Below are 17,991 nucleotides of genomic sequence, written 5' to 3' on the forward strand. Positions count from 1 at the left end.
TTTGATGCTAATTGTCTTTCATTTCGGTAGACAATGGGCTTACTTTACTTGGTTTTGACGATATGCCAAACGCCCAGTTTATTGTCGCCATCTTTATCGCCCACCTTTGTATCATTGGCATAGAAATATAACGGTTTACCATTTACCGCCCATTGATACTTGCCATCTTCGCGTTGAAATGCTGCAAACTGCCCTGACGCTTTGGCATTACTCGGTGCCATAAATGCGGGCCAAGCAATTAGACAGGCACTACCACACTCTGATTTGTTCATCCCATCTTTGTCAAAGGTATATAAGGTCATGTGATTGCTTGCATCGACTAACATGCCGTTTTTACTCGCGACTGGCGCGGTATTTTTATTGGTGGCTTGTACATCATGCATGCCAGAATCATCATTGCCGAATACATTGTTTAACGTAGTACAACCAGTAAGCGTTAAAACACCGGTGAGAGCCGATAATATAAGCATACGTTTCATAATAACTTCCTTGTCATTTTGATTGTGATTATGATTGTCATCATAAATTTCTATTTGGATTTTTCTCATCGTCAGACGATTTAAACGGCAAAAAAAACCTACCGCTGACTTCAAGCAGTTTTAATATAGCATATGCAACAGCGCAGTCGTTTCTATCCATATATAAATTTACAAAAGCTTATGTATTTGCAAATTGGTTAAACTGGCATAGCCATTGCTATCAAGCGCCATAGCCATTCATTGACAAAACTCACCTATCTACTTACGTATTTGCCATCATATTGGTTGTCATTTTTCGTAGAATACCCTATACACATTAAGAATTACTACACAATGATAAATATGACCCTTGCGGCTTCATATGCATATTGAACTTGACGTCCTTTGCACGCATATCAATAATTATAAACGGCTTAGAACAAGATCCATTAGGACAAATTTTTTAAAATAAGATTTTAGAATAAAACATTTAACAAATACACCGAGCATGACCTGCTGTAACTGCTATTAAGGATATAACAACGACAATGACTCACTCTTTCATTAAAAACCCAGTGAAAAACCAAGCGCACTCTGCCAAACGTGTCGGTATTCTTGGTGGTGGTACGGCAGGAGCAACCATTGCTATCCGCCTTGCGGCATTGGGGCTTGAAACTTATGTATTTGAAAAAAACAAATCGCTGATTGATGGTCCACCGATGTGTCACTTGCATGCTGGCGGCAATCTATACCGCGAAATTCCTGATGAAGATTGTGTGGCTCTCCTCAAACAATGTATCGATATATTGCGCCTTTATCCTTATACCATCGATGTTCGCCCAACAGTATTTGCCGTACCAACTCGCGATGAAGGCTTGCCAGAAGACTTGCTACCACGTCTTGATATCTTGACTGATGCGTATCGTAAGCTTATCGCCGAAGATGCTAATAACAAAGTGTTGGGCGAACCTGAAAACTATTATCAGCTTTATAGTCATGAGCAACTCATTGCCCTGTCAGAACGTGAGCAAGTCACTGTGCCGCGGTCGGTTGATGAATGGATGATACCAGTCGCTAAGTATTTGGACTTAAATAAAGTCAAGTTTCCACTGATTGTCGTGCAAGAGTACGGCTGGAATATTTTTCGCTTGGCGGCCTCTGCGCAATTGGCATTAGCCGATTATGAGCATGCACACGTCTTTACCGATACACAGGTTCAGCAAGTAATGCCTGTTGATTGTGAAAACTGCTCAAACGCTGACCACCACGTCACTAAATGGCGTATTGATTATCAGCAAGCGGCCAGCTCTAAAACTCAGCTTGCAACCGAATCTGAGACCAAAAATACAACCGAATCTATCGAAGTGGATTACTTAATCAACGCTTGCGGTTTTCGTACTGGCGTCATCGATGATATGGTCGGGGTCAAAGTCACGCGTATGGTCGAGTTTAAATCGTCTTATATTACCCACTGGGATGATACTGGCGGACAGATACCGGAGATTATCGTTTATGGCAGTCGCGGCACACCAGAAGGCATGGCTCAACTCACGCCTTATCCCGGTGGTTATTTTCAAATACATGGCATGAGCAAATTTATCACGCTATTCAATGATGGCTTGGTCGCCTCTAGCAAAGACAGCGCCCAACCTAAGCTGCCGCCGCAGTATGTGCACTATATCGAAGATGGCTGGGATAAAGCACCGTTACAAGCGCGTAGTCAGCAAGCGATTGATTATGTGGCAGAGTTTGTACCGACCTTCCATAGCGCACGTACGGTCGGTAACGCGCTATATGGTGGGCAGCAAATACCCGGTCAAGACGATACGCTGCGAGTGGCTGATGTAAGCTTGTACTCTAATATTCGCTATGCTCGTGCGGAAAACGTCAAAGCATCATCAACTTTGATTGCTGCCGATCAAATCGTTGATGAATTGACTGAACTTGGCTTAATCGATCATGACACGCCAGCCAACCGCAATCGTTATGCTCATAATTGGGCGTATTTGACAAAACACGATAGCATGGCGATTGATGAAGTCGCACGTACACTGGCTGAGCAACGAGGCTTTCCATTGGCAATGGCTGATGTGAATCACGGTATTGGCGAGACAACTTTAAAGGGTTTCAACACGGTTAATGATGCAGGTGCTACTGAGATATAAAAAGCGTTCTATTAAAAATTGAACAAAAAAAGGAGAGAAGGGCTAATAATCAGCCCTTCTCTCCTTTTTTATAGATGAAATATTTATATATAAAAGTATTCATCTATAGAAATACGTACTCTTAATTACCAGCCATTTTTTCAGTATCGACTGCATCGTCTATTTTTACGACTGTTTTTAATAGCTCAATGGCTTCATTAATCGTGTTACATACCACCAAACGCTCCAGATCTTCTTGCTTCATAAAACCTTGGTCAGCCGTATATTTTAAGTGCTCGATCATACGATCATAGAAACCATTGATATTCAAAATAATCATCGGTTTTTCATGTTGATATAACTGACGCCACGTGGCGATTTCCATGATCTCCTCTAAAGTACCAAGCCCGCCCGGCAAGGTAATAAAGGCATCGGCATACTCCGCCATCACAGTTTTGCGGGTGTGCATGGTATCGGTCAAATGCAAGCGAGTCAGCTGCTCATGAGCAATCTCATGTTTGAGCATAAAGGTTGGAATCACACCGACCGCTTGCGCGCCGCCTTGAATCACCTCATCTGCAACGGCACCCATCAGCCCGATGCTCGCGCCGCCGTAGACCAAACCCATGCCATTGTCAGCAAGCGCACTACCCAACTCGCGGGCTGCCTGCTCGTAGACTTCATTATTGCCTAAACGCGAACCACAATAAACCGCTACCAACGGCATCGTTAACGTTGATTTATCCACTGCTTTTTCAATATTGGTAATGTCTTGACTGGTAATGACTTCATAAGTGTCATTGTTAATTTTCATTTGCATATAGCTTCCTTAATTTTTATATCGATTGTTTTTGTTAAATACTCGTTAAAACCCTCATGGATAATACCACCCCAGATAAATAGCATAGAACTTGAAAGTCACAATTGAACGCCTTGCTTGCCAGCATTTATCTTAACATAAGCGATGCTATCAGGTGGCTATCAGCTAATTTAAGCGGTTTATCACTACGTAATGACTACATTTTAAGAGCAGATTATTGATAAATAATTGCAAATAAATAACCACTCCACACCGCATAGAACCCTAACAATATGAAGGTTAAAGCATGGAAAATAAACAGTGTCAGACGGATATTTATTCACTGAGTATCATGACTGAGCGCAATCAGGCATTGGCAGCGACTGTCTATCGCCCTAAAAATGAGGTAAAAAAAGCGGTTATGCTCGCGCCAGCAACGGGTATCAAGCGCCAGTTTTATCACAATTTTGCCACTCACTTAGCAGAAAATGGCTTTGGTGTACTAACCTTTGACAATGAAGGCATCGGTGAATCGCTGTCGTCTGCATTGGCTAAATGCGATGCATCGCTGATTAGCTGGGGTCGCCATGATATGCCAGCCGTCCTTGATGCGTTGCAAGATGAATTTGCCGACGCCACTTATCATTTAATTGGTCATAGTGCAGGCGGTCAGCTGATAGGTTTGATGCCAAATTATAGTGCGCTCGCTTCAGTATTCAATGTCGCCTGCTCATCAGGTCGTATTAAAAATATGAGCATGCCTTATAAACTCAAAGCGATAGGGTTTATGGATGCCTTTATTCCACTCGCCAACTTGGCGTTAGGGTACACGCCGTCAGATAAAATTGGTATGGGCGAACCGCTACCACGGGGCGTGTCTCGGCAGTGGCGCGAATGGTGTAATGGCGCAGGCTATATCAAAACAGCCTTTGGCAAAATTATACAAACGCACTTTTATGATGACATTACTATGCCATCATTATGGCTGGGGTTTAGTGATGATGACATTGCCAATAGCAAAAATATGGATGATATGATTCGTGTTTTTACTAAAATGCCAGTCGAAAAGCAGTTTTTAGATCCCAAAGACTTTGGTCTAAACAGTATCGGTCATATGCGCTATTTTATTAGCAGAACCAATGCTAAAGCCCCACAGCTTTGGCAAATGGCGGTTGATTGGCTAGCTAAGCAGTAATAAGTTCGGTTTAGTTAACCTATTCAAATGCAATTCTATTTAGTCTTGCGTATTTTTTGCTGCCTGTTCTGCTTTGACACGCTTGGTTAAGGCAGAATAAAGCGACGGCTGCATATTATGGATATTACCTAGCATCCATTTTACGTAGCTGATGGGCACGTCTTTAATCAGCGTACCTTTATGTTTGCCAAAGGGCATTTTGCTCACTGGATTGGCTTTATTGGCGATAGCATGGACAGCAGCAAAATCCATCGGTGCAATGGCTAGGCGCTCACAACACGCCTGATAAAGCAAATAACACATACGCGCATCGCCCAGCGCATCATGAGCGGCAATCGTCATCCTACTTGCTTGCTTTTTGCCTAATAATTGCTCGATACATTTGGACTGACCATAAGCACTCCACTCTGGAAAAGCCACACGCGCCAGCCGCACCGTACATATCAACTTAGTAGACGGACTGCCAATAACCCGCCAATCAAAGCGCACATTATGACCAATCAAATAATGCGGCAACTCAAACGCCTCTAAATCAAAGCGCTCAAGACCAGCGACATCCTCATCGGTGATACCATGAACTCTAATGACAACTGGTGATATCGAACGACCACTATTAAAATACTTCATCCACTCAAAACCCGTCATCGCATTAATAGTCGCCACTTGAATCGGACGCGGATCACGACCTTGATCGGTTTCGGTATCGATAATCAGCGCGGTGTCAGTCATAAAGATTCAGCCATGGATAACAATAATAGATAGCAACATTGGTATTTTATGTAACGTTTTAAAAATACGTAAACTTTAAAAGAAACGTTATATTTATGGGGATAAAAAATAGAGATAACAATGATATACAAAGAATAGATAACTTCACTTATATAATATCAATTGAAGTCCATTTAAAAAACTAAAGAGAGATAGATGCCAGCAGATGACAATAATCCGCAATTAAAACAAAAGAAAAAGCCAACCTTTTTAAATCGTGTACTCAGTGTGCTTATTAAAGCGGCTGTATTGTTGATGCTATTATTTGTATTTGATAGGCTCTTACCCAGTATCAGCCAACAAACTCAGTCATTTGTGATAGCAAAATGGCAACAGCTCAGTTTGTTACAGCAAGAACTACCGACGGAAAACAGCTTACCCAGTCCACTTCCAGAACAACATCTAACAGATACATGGGGCGCTGCACGCAGTCAAGGTCGCAGTCATGAAGGTATCGATATCTTTGCCGCACGAGGCACACCAATACGAGCCACGACACAAGGCATCGTCAGCAAAGTTGGTGAAAATACGTTAGGCGGTCGTGTAGTGGTCGTGGTTGGACCAGGCGGCGCAGGGCATTATTATGCGCATTTAGAAGATTATGCAGATATTAGTCCAAACGACTGGGTCGATGCTGGCGATATCATCGGCTACGTCGGCGACAGTGGCAATGCAAAAGGTACGCCGCCACATGTGCATTACGGTATTTATATCAGCGGCAGTGCAGTGAACCCCTATCCACTTTTACAAAAAGATTAGGGTATCGCAGCTGATCTAATGTGGGCAGCTGGAAATACCATACTGAACGTCGAGCCTACCCCTTCTACTGATTCAATTTGTAAATTAGCCTCATGCTGATACAAGACGTGTTTAACGATGGCCAAACCTAGCCCTGTGCCGCCAGTCGCCCGACTACGACCTTTATCAATACGATAAAAGCGCTCCGTCAACCGTGCGATATGCTCAGGTGCAATACCAATACCGTTGTCTTCGACGGCAAATCGGCAACCTTCTGACGTTTTTGTCCAGCTAATGGCGATATTACCGCCCTTGGGCGTGTATTTGATGGCATTAATCACCAGATTAGAAAGCGCGCTATTTAGATACATCTCTGAGCCATACAGTCCGTCATAAGTGTCTATCTGCAAGTGAATGGTATGCCCATACTCTTGATTGTACGCTTGCGCATCATCATAAACATGGGTCAGCAGCTTGGTCATATCAATATAACTGAGCTCATGGGTTTCTTCGATTTCGATGCGAGATAACAGCAATAAGTCATTCACAATTCTATTCATACGCGCAGTCTGTTGGCTCATCAGCTCAAACCCTCGCTTCCAATGCGGCGGCATATCTGGCTGATCCGAAAAATTTTCTAGATAACCCATCATGACGGTCAACGGTGTGCGTAACTCATGCGAGACATTCGCCACAAAATCGCGGCGCATCTCTTCTAAATGATGCAAGCGCGTCACATCATAAATAATGAGCAGCTTCTCATCGCCAAAAGGCGTGAGCTCACACTTTAGATAACGCTTGGGCGCGCGCCACGAGACAATGTGCACACCATCCTGAGCACCATCGTTAGGGTTGGTCGTCGCCTGATAATACTGACGAAATTCAGGCGCACTAATAAAGTCAAAAATGCACTTACCTTTATCTGATAACTGTAACAACATTAAATCTTCGGCGGCCTGATTCCACCATTCGAGCCCATCATCGTCATTGAGCAAAACCACCGCATCACGCAATGCGCGTAGTGCGCTTCTAATTTTTTTGAGTTGATCCGTTGTATTCTGCTGAGTTGCTAGCAGTGATTTATTTTGTTGGTCGCCTTGAGCCGATATTAGGGTGTTCATCCATCATCCTTATCACTATTCGCCGTTTTTCACTGTGCTACGATTGACATACTGCTTTTATAGCGAATAAAAACCGTCCGTTAAATTGGTTCAATAAAGCTAGAAAATCGATAGCCTGTCCCGCGTACTGTCTGTATCAACGTATCACATTGATGCGGTCGTAGTAATGTCCGCAAACGTTTGATATGCACATCAATGGTTCTATCTTCGATATATACATTACCGCCCCATACTTGGTCTAGCAGCTGCGTCCGCGTATAGGCACGCTCTGGATGACTCATAAAAAATGCCAGTAATCGATATTCCGTAGGACCAACATCAACCACTTTACCAGCCGCTGTCACCCGCTGACTTTTGGGATCAAGGCTCAGATTGCCGATTTCGATAGGTTTATCACTACTGAGCGCGTTACTACGACGCAATACTGCTTTGATTCTGGATATTAACTCACGTGTCGAAAAAGGCTTGGTCATATAATCATCAGCACCAGCATCAAGGCCATGCACCTTGCTGTCCTCTTCACTTTTAGCCGTCAACATAATGACTGGTATCTCAGCAAGTAGCTCATCATTTTTGAGCAATCGACAAAAATCAATGCCACTTTTATCGCCGGGCAGCATCCAATCTAGCAAAATCAGCGCAGGGCGGTGATCGACCACTTGTTGGTGCGCCTCAGATACATCCGCTGCCTGCAAACTATCAAATCCCGCCATCTCTAGCGTCATGACGATCATTTCACGAATCGCAGGTTCATCTTCAACAATCAAAATTTGCTCATTATACATACGGCATTCTCAGTGTTAGAGGACAACATTTAGCTGACAAAAAAGGCGATAAATGCTCGCCTGCTGCTCCCTATTAAACGGGGTAATTATGACAGCTTAATGACATTCAACTTTTAAGCGGTTCATAGGTCTCGTGACGGCTAATGCTTAGTTTACTCAATCTACTTCTAACAAGAAATTCAATGGCCCATCATTGACGCTCGACACTTGCATATTAGCGCCAAACTGACCCGTTGCCACGTTTGAATGTTGCGTGTTGGCGTAGGCGACCAATTGTGCAAACAACGCTTGCGCCGCATTAGGTGCCATCGCCCCACCAAAGTCAGGGCGACGACCCTTGTCTGTTTTTGCCATTAGCGTAAACTGTGATACCAATAACAGTCCGCCACCAACTTGCTGGACATTTTTATCCAGTTTGCCGTACTTGGCAGGATCATCATCATTGTCAAAAATACGATAGGTGAGGATTTTATCCACCATGCGCTGGGCGCTTGTTAGGTCGTCATCAGGCCCTAAACCAATATAAGCCAATATGCCTTGCTCAATCGTACCAACACACTGCGCATCGACGGTGACACTAGCACGGCGTACGCGCTGTATAAGTGCTTTCATTTACGGATTCCTTACCAATTATGCCCATACAATAATACGCCGTCCATGATAAAATACGGCCATTCTCTTGCTTATTAATTATTACATCACACCCTATTTTGGTAGCCTCATTATGAATGTATTCACTACTTTACAACAGCTTGTCCCGCAGCAGCAACTGAGTAAAGTTGCTGGGCGTCTAGCCGCTAGCCGCCATCCTTATGTTAAACGCACGTTTATCCGTAGCTTTGCTAAAGCCTACAACGTCAGCTTGGACGAGTATGAGCGCCAAAGTCTCAACGCCTATGAGAGCTTTAATGATTTTTTTACTCGTGAGCTAAAAGAAGACGCGCGCCCTATCGACATGACGCCTCATGGTATCGTCAGTCCTGCCGATGGTATTATCTCGCAGTTGGGTCAAATTGACGACCATAAATTGCTTCAAGCAAAAGGTCGCTATTATGACGTTGGTCAACTGCTTGCTGACAGTGAAGATGGACGCTATTTTGCGGATGGCAGTTTTGCGACAGTTTATCTTGCGCCCAGTAACTATCACCGTGTACATATGCCCTTCGCCGGCACCTTAACCAAAACCCGTTATGTACCGGGTACGCTATTTTCGGTCAACAATACTACGGCAGCAAATGTGCCAGACTTATTTGCGCGTAATGAACGCTTGGTTTGTCTGTTTGATACAGCATATGGTAAAGCAGCGGTGGTGATGGTTGGGGCGATGATTGTCGCTGGTATCGAAACCGTGGCGACTGGTAAAATTGCTCGCACTGATGATATTCAAGAAGCTGAGCACAATATGAGCTTTGAGAAAGGCGATGAGCTGGGTCGTTTTTATTTAGGCTCAACCGCAATTGTCATTTTACCAAAAGGCGCAAAAGCAGATTGGCAAGACAGTATGCAAGCCGATAGTGTGGTAAAAATGGGACAGCTACTAGGGACTACTAACGCTTAATAATTGAGCGATTTAACGACTCAAAAAAGCTCAGTTCAGCATCCTAATTTATGCTTAACTGAGCTTTTTATTGTGGGTAATTATCTTATCGCAACATATTAGGGCGTGTCATCAATTAGCACATGAATACATTTAGTGGTCTTAAAATGTCTAAATTTTGCTAAACATCGTCAGAAATTTTGTCAATATATTCATATTAATGGCAATTTCTTCCTTGTTTATCTACAATTTTTCTCATTTTAAGCCTCACAATCTAATTGATGACACACCCTAGTTAATAAAAAAAGTAGTTAATAACGAAAGTGCTTGAGAATAGGATAAGCAAATAAGATGTTTTCTTCTTGCGTACCGCGTCCGATATTGTGAATAATCAGCGGTGTACCATCCGCAGCGACTTTATCGGAGACAATACCTGTATGCGGCAAATTACCATTCGGTAGCCGCCACGTCACCACATCCCCTGCTTGAAAACTGGCTTTATCAGTCGTCGATAATGTCTTTGCGTGACGCGCAAAAAACACTTCAAGATTGGGCACTCGGCGATGATCGATATTCTTATCGGTTGATTTCAGCCCCCAAGTCTTTGGATAAGCCGACCAATTTGACTTCATATCATGGTTGACTAATTGCTGTAGATCTATATTTTGCAAGCGATAAGCACGGACGATAACATCGGTACAGACGCCAGTTTCTATCGGCACATCGCCACGCGGAAAATCCAACTTGCGGTAAGCAGGATCATAGCTGGTGGTAATGCCGATCTGTTTTTTGGCATCGTGCGCCAGTTTATCACCATTACTAATAGGTGCGGCAGCCTGAGTTAGTTGCGCCAAAGTTAATAGGCTAACAAAGACGAGCGATTTAGCGAAAACCTTATAAGTGCCAGTGACTCTCATTTAACAATCTCTCTATATAATGTACTTAATCGCTCATTTAGCTAATTCTAAATACTTTAATATTTAAAGAATACAAATATTTGCAAACATGTAAACGGCAAAATGATGGCTTTACTTAAGCATCAATCAACCATCCTTGCTGAGTCGCATAGTCGATATTTTTTGATAGCCAATCATGAATGGGAGGAAAGCTGTCTTTGATAAAAGCAAGTGCTGTAGTCACTTGCGAGCACGTGACGTTAGCATCAATCCACGTTTCCCCGTTGGTATTTAAATTCAATAAAAAAGGCAATAAGCGATCAACCACTCTGAGCAGCTGGGTTTCTTTACTGCTACCCGTCTCCTGCTCTTCCCAAATCTCATTTAAATCCATGATGCCATTGCCACGCTCAGCTTGCAATCGAGCAATGCCTGCACGTTCTTCAATGTGCGCCTCGCTACGACTATTTGCGAATAAAAACGTATCGCCTGCGTCAATCTCACCCAAGTCATGTACCAATGCCATCTTGAGTAGTTTTTCATGATTGACATCTAGCTCAAACTGTTCAGCAATAGACCAGCACGCCATGGCTAAATGCCATGAATGTTCGGCAGAGTTTTCTTTGCGTGTGGTATGCGTCACATAGCTACGACGATTGATACGTTTAAGCGCATCAAGCTCTAATAAGAAATGAGTGACATGATCTATATCAATGTTTGAGGCAAGCGTTGGGTTGGTTAATAAAAGGGGTTTGGTTGATGGCATAAATTTTCTCTTAATTTTTCTACGAATATATAGCGCTTCATTTTACCTTTACGCATAAGCAAGTATTATACATTTTATGAGCGCTATAAAAGAGCATGTCAACCTATAGCTAATTAGCACCACTATAAAAAATAGCGCTTATGTGAGTAAGCGCTATCGGTTTTATCTTGAATAAAAGAGCTATTTAATCAAGTTACTGATGGTTTTAAAAGCAGGGTCTTTACTACTTCGGCATAACTCAAACAGAATGGTTTCAACCGTGGTAATCACGCCACCAGCACGGCGAATACGGCGAATTGCTTGCTTTTTATCATATGGAAAACGCGAACCGACTGCATCACCAATGATGACGGGCTGCATACCATTATCTAGCAAATCAAGCGCTGTTTGTAGTACACAGACATGTGTCTCTACGCCAAATAGCAAAACAATGCTTCGATTTTGCTGCGCTAAATAATGCCACGAATCATCATTATCACAAGCGCTAAAAGTGACCTTTTCAAAGCTTTTGGCGTTATCGCCTTCTAATACCTCGCGTATTTCAGGTAGCGTATCGCCGAGCCCTTTTTTATACTGTTCATTGAGCATGATAGGGATATTCAGTGCTTGTAAACCTTTAATAAGCGTCACTGTTTTTTTGACGATGTTTTCATGGTCATAAATATGCGGTGTTAAGCGTTCTTGAACATCGATTATCATCGCTTGGGTATTTTCGCGAGCGATTCGATAGGTACGATCGGTAATCATAGTAGACATGGCACACTCCTTGTACGGCTGACTTTATTGTTAAAGGCTATGTTAATTTTATCATTGATATTGTCTTTATTAGCCTTACTCTTATTTAGTCATAGTTTGCTGAGGGCGTCAATGGAGATAGTCTCTAATAATGATTAATAACAATTCATCACGTTTGATTCATACTGCTTAGCGTAGGTTTTTGATTATGAATAGCCAATAACTATATATTATGACGCCTAGCATTACGTAATAAAGACTGTTTTTGAGTCATGACCATGCCCACACCGAAAGCAACGCCAAAACATAAGGTTAAAAGATAATACACCATATAACTGAGCGTGTTTATAAATGCAAAGAACATGCTGGTTAAAGTAATGATTAATATCGCAGCGATAGTACCGCCGAATAGCTCTCGATATTTTTTATTAAAAATCTTAAAGACCACCAACGGTATCGCGATACCAAACAAGCCAAATGTAGCACCCCAAACACCTGCCATGTCCATATCAAAATATAGCACCCCTAAAACATTAGCGAAAATACCACATATAAAAAAGGCCATCGCAAAACGTATAGGACCCAATACTTTTTCCAAAATATAACCTGTAGCAAACAGCATCCCCAGACTCATTACTAAATGCATAATTCCTGCATGTACAAAAAGTGCTGTGACCACCCGCCAATACTTACCAGCTTGCAGCGCGTCCATCGTCAACCCACCTACACTATTTACCTGTCTAGATAAAGGGTCAATGATATCCATACCCATGAATACGGTCAGTATAAATGCACCTATACAGGTCAGTATTAACATTAACGTCGCAGGTCGCTCTTTATTACTTCTAAACCAAACTACTAGGCTTTTTGATAGATCACTTACTGGTGCTCGTTTTTTTACGGGCTTTTGTTTTTGTATATGTTTTCGCTTTTGTATATGTTTTTGCGTACTTTTCTTTTCTTGACTATCAAACTCTGCTGCGAGAACGAGCAACAAGCACAGCACCATACCAATAAAAAATGAACCAAACCCCCAAACAAAATCACGATCTAAGCTATCAGCAAGTAACCCTGTTTCAGGTAATAATACCAAGTGTGGCAAATTAGATTGCCTATTAGCCGTAGAAATCGTGTGTAAGTAAGCATTTCTGCTATTTGATGATTTAAGTTTCTTAAAGTAGCTGATATTAGAGAGGTCTTTGGCTTCGTACTTATGGCGCGAGTCGTTAATAAACGCTGAGTATTGACTGTCTTTAATACTTTGGTCTGCACGATTATTGTATTTCGTGTGATAGCTAGAACCTAGCCAAATATTCTCAGCGGCTATAAATGGCGTCGCAATGTAATAATCAATATGCAATGTTGAGTCAAAATATCGTCCACTGACTACTTGTGTTTCTATATAAGAAACGCTCTCTAATTTGAGTGGCTCAAAATCATTTACTCTGAAATACTTTTGCTTTGGATAATGACGAATATCATTCAAGCTATTTACTTCAATGACCTCGTAGGCAGCTTTAGACAAATAGTTTTGGCTGAGAACGAGTGGTATCACTAATGCTAAAACCATCGTTATAAAAAAGTAGCCTGAACTACTACGCTTAACCCACTTTAAGGTCAAAAGCTCGTACCTCGGCCACATCCAAATGCTGACGACTGAAACAGATAAAAGGAGAGGAATACCAAAATTCCAGTAGCCTTCCTTTAAAGGTAGAATATCTAGATAAATATCAAGCAACCAGCGTAAAGCCCCAAAAAGCAGAATGGTCAGAATACTAAGACCTAAATATGGCAAGAATACTTGCTTTAGTCTTAGCTTGATCGATTCTTTAGCGCTTAGGCTTTGTGTTCGCTTCTGTTTATCCCTTTTGCTTACTCTTTTTTTGTTTCTGCTTCTATTTTTATCCTTATACCTATACTGGCTTTGCTTGTTATTATCATCCATGCACTATCACCACTAATCTAGCGTACCTTAAACTGTTGAAATGCTTTTTTATCAATCGTTGCTTTTAAAACTAATAGTAAGCAAATAAACATGCCAATGATAAAAAATCTAAAGAATTTTGCTAACTCTTTATCTGCTTTTTCGTTAAGTGTGCTCAACTGAGATACAAGTATTATTGGGTCATTAATATGTTGCTGACCTGACAATCTAATCGCTTCTAAATAACCATACTTAGTATCTGAGTTTTGCAATTTTTCAAAATAATCAGCAGTAGATATCTCTTCATTTGCATATTGTTGTCTAGAAATCCTTTTAAAATTTTCTATTTGTTGAACTTTCTCTTTTTCTTCAAGATCATTATCAATAACCTTAGTAAAAGCCTGTCCCCACCAGATATCTTTATCTCCATAAAAAGGAGTGGCAAAATATAAGTATATTTTTAACTCTTGTCTAGATTTCCCCATCTCCCTAGTATTGAAGTAAGAAACAACCCCTTGTTTCTCAATACTTTTATTATCAAATTGGAAGTATTTTTGTTTTGGATATAATTTAATATCACTTATATTACTTATATCAATAATGTCATATGCTGCTTCATATAAGTAAGCTTGACTGATTGATATAGGCGGAAATAAAGCAAGTATCATCACCAAGTAAAATACATTAGCGCTATTATCATCAAATAATTCAAATCGTAGCAGTCTAATCCTTGATCGCATTATGACAAGCACTAAAATAACACTGACAATTATTGGGATAATTAAGTTCCAGACCGTATCTTTTAGAGGCCATATCCCTAGACAGATGTCCAACATCCATCTTATGATGTTGTAGAATAAAATGGCGCCAATACTAAAACCTAAAAAAGGAAGAAAGATATATCGCATTTTTAACTTAAACACCTCTAAATCTAAGCGCCTCTTATCTGACGATTTATGATGTGCCATTTATACTCTACCTTTCATTAATATGACTTAAACCAAAAAAAGCGCCTCCAACATTAAGTGAGAGACGCTCATTTTACAAGACATTAGTACAAATTTAATCGACAAATATCAGCTTTATTAATATTTACTGCTATTTGGAGATTAGAGAAAAATTACACACGCTCAATAATAGTCGCGATACCTTGGCCAAGACCGATACACATAGTCGCTAGACCGATTTCAGTATCCGACTGCTCCATAGCGTTAAGCAAAGTAACCGTGATACGAGCACCTGAACAGCCCAGTGGATGACCTAATGCAATCGCGCCACCATTAATGTTGACGATGTCTTGCTTATCCGTCAAATTCAATGCTTTTAGTACTGATAGACCTTGCGCTGCGAATGCTTCGTTTAGCTCGATGGTTTGCATATCATCGATGCTCATGCCAGCACGCTTAAGTGCTTTTTGCGTCGCAGGTACTGGACCATAACCCATGATAGCAGCATCACAACCAGCGACTGCCATGCTACGAATACGAGCACGTGGCTTTAGACCTAGCTCTTTAGCTTTTTGCGCGCTCATCACTAACATTGCTGATGCACCATCAGATAGTGCAGATGAGGTAGCAGCAGTTACTGTACCGCCTACTGGATCAAAGGCTGGACGTAGCTTTTGCATTTGCTCCATCGTCGCATCAGGGCGAATCACTTCATCGACAGTACATAGTTGCAAGCGACCCGCTTCGTCATGACCTTCGATACCGATGATTTCATTGTCAAAACGACCTTCGGTGGTCGCAGCCCATGCACGGCGATGCGACTCAAGACCAAAGGCATCTTGCTCTTCACGAGTGATATTGTTCATGCGACCAAGCATTTCAGCGGTCAAGCCCATCATGTTTGAGGCTTTAGCATAATGCTTTGACGCTTCAGGGTTAAGATCAACGCCATGCATCATGCCGACGTGACCCATATGCTCAACACCACCGATGATGAAAACATCACCTTGACCGGTCATGATTTGGGCAGCAGCAGTATGTAGCGCCTGCATAGATGAGCCGCACAGACGGTTAACGGTTTGACCGCCAGCAGTCTTTGGAATACCAGCAAGCAAGCCGATGTTACGACCGATGTTTAAGCCTTGCTCTAGTGTCTGATTGACACAACCCCAGATAATGTCTTCGACGTCACGTGTGTCAAAGTCGTTACGCTCAACCAATGCACGTACCAATTCGGCAGACATGCTATCAGCGCGGACATGGCGGAACATACCGTTTTTGGTTTTACCCATCGCTGAGCGTACGCCATCTACGATGACCACGTCTTTTGGACTTAAGATTGTCATACTATCTTCCTTTTCAATTTTTATTGTCAGTGTAGTCAGCCCATTTCAATGCTATTACTTCGTCAATCTCACTTGAAGTACAATACGTACCTCTGCGCTCGATTTCCTTGTACTAGCATTAAATGAAGCCAACTATAATCGTACGTGTGCTATTAAAGATTTGTTATTAAAAAATAGTGCCATTAAATATAAATAGATTAATAGCTCTCACCCTCAAACAGCACACGTACGGCACTTCATCCTAGTAATGACTGCCTATTACGCGGTGGCGTAAAAGGTCTCGCCTGCTGCTGCCATGTCGCGAATCTTCTGCGGGGCTTCATAAGCTTTACCAAGGTATGCGTATTTTTCACACAGTGCCAAGTAGTTATCTAAACCCATTTGGTCAATATAACGGCAAGGTCCACCGCGGAATGGCGGGAAACCAACGCCCATAATCATCGCCATATCAGCTTCTGATGGCGTGCTGACGATGTTGTCTTCTAGGCAACGTACAGTCTCATTACAGAACGCTAGCATAGTGCGGTCAATAATCGCTTGATCTTCAAACGTTTGCTTGTCGCTATCTGTGGTGGTTTTTAATAGCTCATAGGTGGCTTCATCAGCAACTTTCTTTGGCTTGCCGCGTTTGTCCATTTCATACTTGTAGAAACCAACGCCGTTTTTCTGACCTAGGCGTTTGTTTTCATATAAAAGCTCAATCGCGCCTTTATAATCAGGCTTCATGCGGTCAGGGAAACCTTCTGCCATGACTTCTGCGCCATGAACACCAGTATCTAAACCAACAACGTCGATTAGATAAGCTGGACCCATCGGCCAGCCGAATTTTTCCATGACTTTATCGACATGAGCAAAATCAGCACCTTGCTTGAGGAGCAAATCAAATGCACCAAAGTATGGGAACAACACACGGTTCACTAAGAAACCTGGGCAGTCATTAACCACAACTGGCACTTTGCCCATTTTAGACGCTAGCGCAACAGTGGTCGCAATCGCTTCTTCAGAGGATTTCTCACCGCGGATAACTTCAACCAATGGCATACGGTGTACTGGGTTAAAGAAATGCATACCAACGAAGTTTTCTGGACGCTCAAGTGCTTCAGCCAAGAAAGTAATAGAAATCGTTGACGTATTTGAGGCTAAGATACAATCATCTTTTACTAAGCCTTCTACTTCTTTTAGCACCGCACGCTTAACGTTTGGATTTTCTACGACCGCTTCGATGACGATATCCGTTTCAGCAAAATCGCCATAATTCAAAGTAGGACGGATACGGCTTAAGGTTTCACCCATTTTTGCTGGGGTCATTTTGCCGCGATCGACCATTTTACCAAGTAACTTGCTGGCTTCGCCCATACCAAGGTCTAATTGCTCAGACTTGATGTCTTTCATGATGATTGGCAAGCCTTTGCTGGCTGCCTGATAAGCGATACCACCGCCCATGATACCAGCGCCAAGTACGGCCGCTTCATTGATTTCATGTGCTTTTTTGCTATGCTGCTTGGCTAACTTCTTAACCAACTGATCGCTTAAGAACAAACCAACCAAGCTTTCTGCTTGTGGGGTTTTCGCCGCTTTTGCAAAACCTGCGGCTTCTACTTCAATCGCTTTATCACGTGGTAAGTTAACGTGTTTTTCCATCGCAGCGATAGCAAGTGCTGGCGCAGGATATTGCTTCGGATTGGCTTTAGCAAAGATCATACCTTTTGCACTGTTAAACGCCATCGCTTGCTCAAGCTGATTTAATTTAACTGGATTCAGCTTCTCTTCACGCTTCGCTTTCCAATCAAGCTCACCTGAGATACATTTTTTGACCAAATCAATGGCCGCAT

At 42.2% G+C, this 17,991-nt stretch carries 17 protein-coding genes; 4 read left to right on the forward strand and 13 right to left on the reverse strand.

The features are described from left to right. Positions 1–44 precede the first annotated feature (44 nt). Positions 45–479, reverse strand: coding sequence for a hypothetical protein (locus I3257_RS09055; RefSeq protein WP_045447953.1), 435 nt, complete (start codon positions 477–479; stop codon positions 45–47). Between the two features lie 527 nt (positions 480–1,006). Between I3257_RS09055 and I3257_RS09060 the strand changes: the two genes are divergently transcribed. Continuing rightward, positions 1,007–2,623, forward strand: coding sequence for an FAD-dependent oxidoreductase (locus tag I3257_RS09060; protein ID WP_238049506.1), 1,617 nt, complete (start codon positions 1,007–1,009; stop codon positions 2,621–2,623). A 121-nt stretch (positions 2,624–2,744) separates the two neighbouring features. Here the strand turns inward: I3257_RS09060 and I3257_RS09065 are convergent, their stop codons facing one another. Continuing rightward, positions 2,745–3,422 carry a TIGR00730 family Rossman fold protein gene (locus tag I3257_RS09065; protein ID WP_045455284.1) on the reverse strand — a complete coding sequence of 226 codons (678 nt, stop codon included), beginning with the start codon at positions 3,420–3,422 and terminating at the stop codon, positions 2,745–2,747. 286 nt (positions 3,423–3,708) lie between these two features. Here I3257_RS09065 and I3257_RS09070 point away from each other — a divergent pair, with 286 nt between their 5' ends. Beyond that, entirely contained in the window at positions 3,709–4,596 is an 888-nt protein-coding gene (locus tag I3257_RS09070; protein WP_238049507.1) for an alpha/beta fold hydrolase, read from the forward strand. Positions 4,597–4,635: 39 nt separating this feature from the next. Here I3257_RS09070 and I3257_RS09075 read toward each other — a convergent pair whose 3' ends face one another. Further along, a complete protein-coding gene (locus tag I3257_RS09075; RefSeq protein ID WP_238049508.1) occupies positions 4,636–5,325 on the reverse strand; it encodes a DUF3820 family protein in 690 nt (229 codons plus the stop codon). A gap of 195 nt (positions 5,326–5,520) precedes the next feature. Here I3257_RS09075 and I3257_RS09080 point away from each other — a divergent pair, with 195 nt between their 5' ends. Next, positions 5,521–6,123, forward strand: a complete 603-nt coding sequence (locus I3257_RS09080; protein WP_238049509.1) for a M23 family metallopeptidase — start codon at positions 5,521–5,523, stop codon at positions 6,121–6,123. Here the strand turns inward: I3257_RS09080 and phoR are convergent. The 3 genes from phoR to dtd all read right to left on the reverse strand — a co-directional run bounded on the left by phoR (position 6,120) and on the right by dtd (position 8,620). After that, positions 6,120–7,223, reverse strand: coding sequence for a phosphate regulon sensor histidine kinase PhoR (gene phoR, locus I3257_RS09085; protein WP_055125877.1), 1,104 nt, complete (start codon positions 7,221–7,223; stop codon positions 6,120–6,122). The two genes, I3257_RS09080 and phoR, sit on opposite strands and share 4 nt — an antisense overlap. Before the next feature lie 80 nt (positions 7,224–7,303). Further along, complete coding sequence (gene phoB, locus I3257_RS09090) at positions 7,304–8,008, reverse strand: phosphate regulon transcriptional regulator PhoB (RefSeq protein ID WP_055125876.1); 705 nt, start codon at positions 8,006–8,008, stop codon at positions 7,304–7,306. 156 nt (positions 8,009–8,164) lie between these two features. Further along, complete coding sequence (dtd, locus tag I3257_RS09095; protein WP_060491898.1) at positions 8,165–8,620, reverse strand: D-aminoacyl-tRNA deacylase; 456 nt, start codon at positions 8,618–8,620, stop codon at positions 8,165–8,167. 112 nt (positions 8,621–8,732) lie between these two features. Between dtd and asd the strand changes: the two genes are divergently transcribed. Next, the gene (gene asd, locus I3257_RS09100; protein ID WP_238049510.1) at positions 8,733–9,566 is read left to right on the forward strand and encodes an archaetidylserine decarboxylase; all 834 of its coding nucleotides are present in this window, start codon (positions 8,733–8,735) and stop codon (positions 9,564–9,566) included. 290 nt (positions 9,567–9,856) lie between these two features. On the opposite strand, the gene I3257_RS09105 is transcribed toward asd, so the two are convergent. The 7 genes from I3257_RS09105 to I3257_RS09135 form a co-directional block, all read right to left on the reverse strand. Continuing rightward, entirely contained in the window at positions 9,857–10,462 is a 606-nt protein-coding gene (locus I3257_RS09105; RefSeq protein WP_045447939.1) for a DUF1287 domain-containing protein, read from the reverse strand. 115 nt (positions 10,463–10,577) lie between these two features. Then, positions 10,578–11,207 (reverse strand): HD domain-containing protein, encoded by a 630-nt coding sequence (locus I3257_RS09110; RefSeq protein WP_238049511.1) that lies wholly within the window; start codon positions 11,205–11,207, stop codon positions 10,578–10,580. 180 nt (positions 11,208–11,387) lie between these two features. Further along, complete coding sequence (locus tag I3257_RS09115; RefSeq protein WP_201554866.1) at positions 11,388–11,963, reverse strand: isochorismatase family protein; 576 nt, start codon at positions 11,961–11,963, stop codon at positions 11,388–11,390. Between the two features lie 202 nt (positions 11,964–12,165). Continuing rightward, a complete protein-coding gene (locus I3257_RS09120; protein ID WP_238049513.1) occupies positions 12,166–13,887 on the reverse strand; it encodes a rhomboid family intramembrane serine protease in 1,722 nt (573 codons plus the stop codon). Between the two features lie 17 nt (positions 13,888–13,904). Further along, positions 13,905–14,834, reverse strand: coding sequence for a hypothetical protein (locus I3257_RS09125; protein WP_238049515.1), 930 nt, complete (start codon positions 14,832–14,834; stop codon positions 13,905–13,907). Positions 14,835–14,986: 152 nt separating this feature from the next. After that, entirely contained in the window at positions 14,987–16,159 is a 1,173-nt protein-coding gene (gene fadA / locus I3257_RS09130) for an acetyl-CoA C-acyltransferase FadA (RefSeq protein ID WP_201560821.1), read from the reverse strand. Positions 16,160–16,417: 258 nt separating this feature from the next. Further along, the coding region (locus I3257_RS09135) for a 3-hydroxyacyl-CoA dehydrogenase NAD-binding domain-containing protein (protein ID WP_238049516.1) at positions 16,418–17,991 on the reverse strand (1,574 nt) is incomplete at its 5' end.

Origin of the sequence: Psychrobacter sp. Ps7, from assembly GCF_022129225.1 — a bacterium.
In the GTDB taxonomy this organism is placed as follows: domain Bacteria; phylum Pseudomonadota; class Gammaproteobacteria; order Pseudomonadales; family Moraxellaceae; genus Psychrobacter; species Psychrobacter immobilis_A.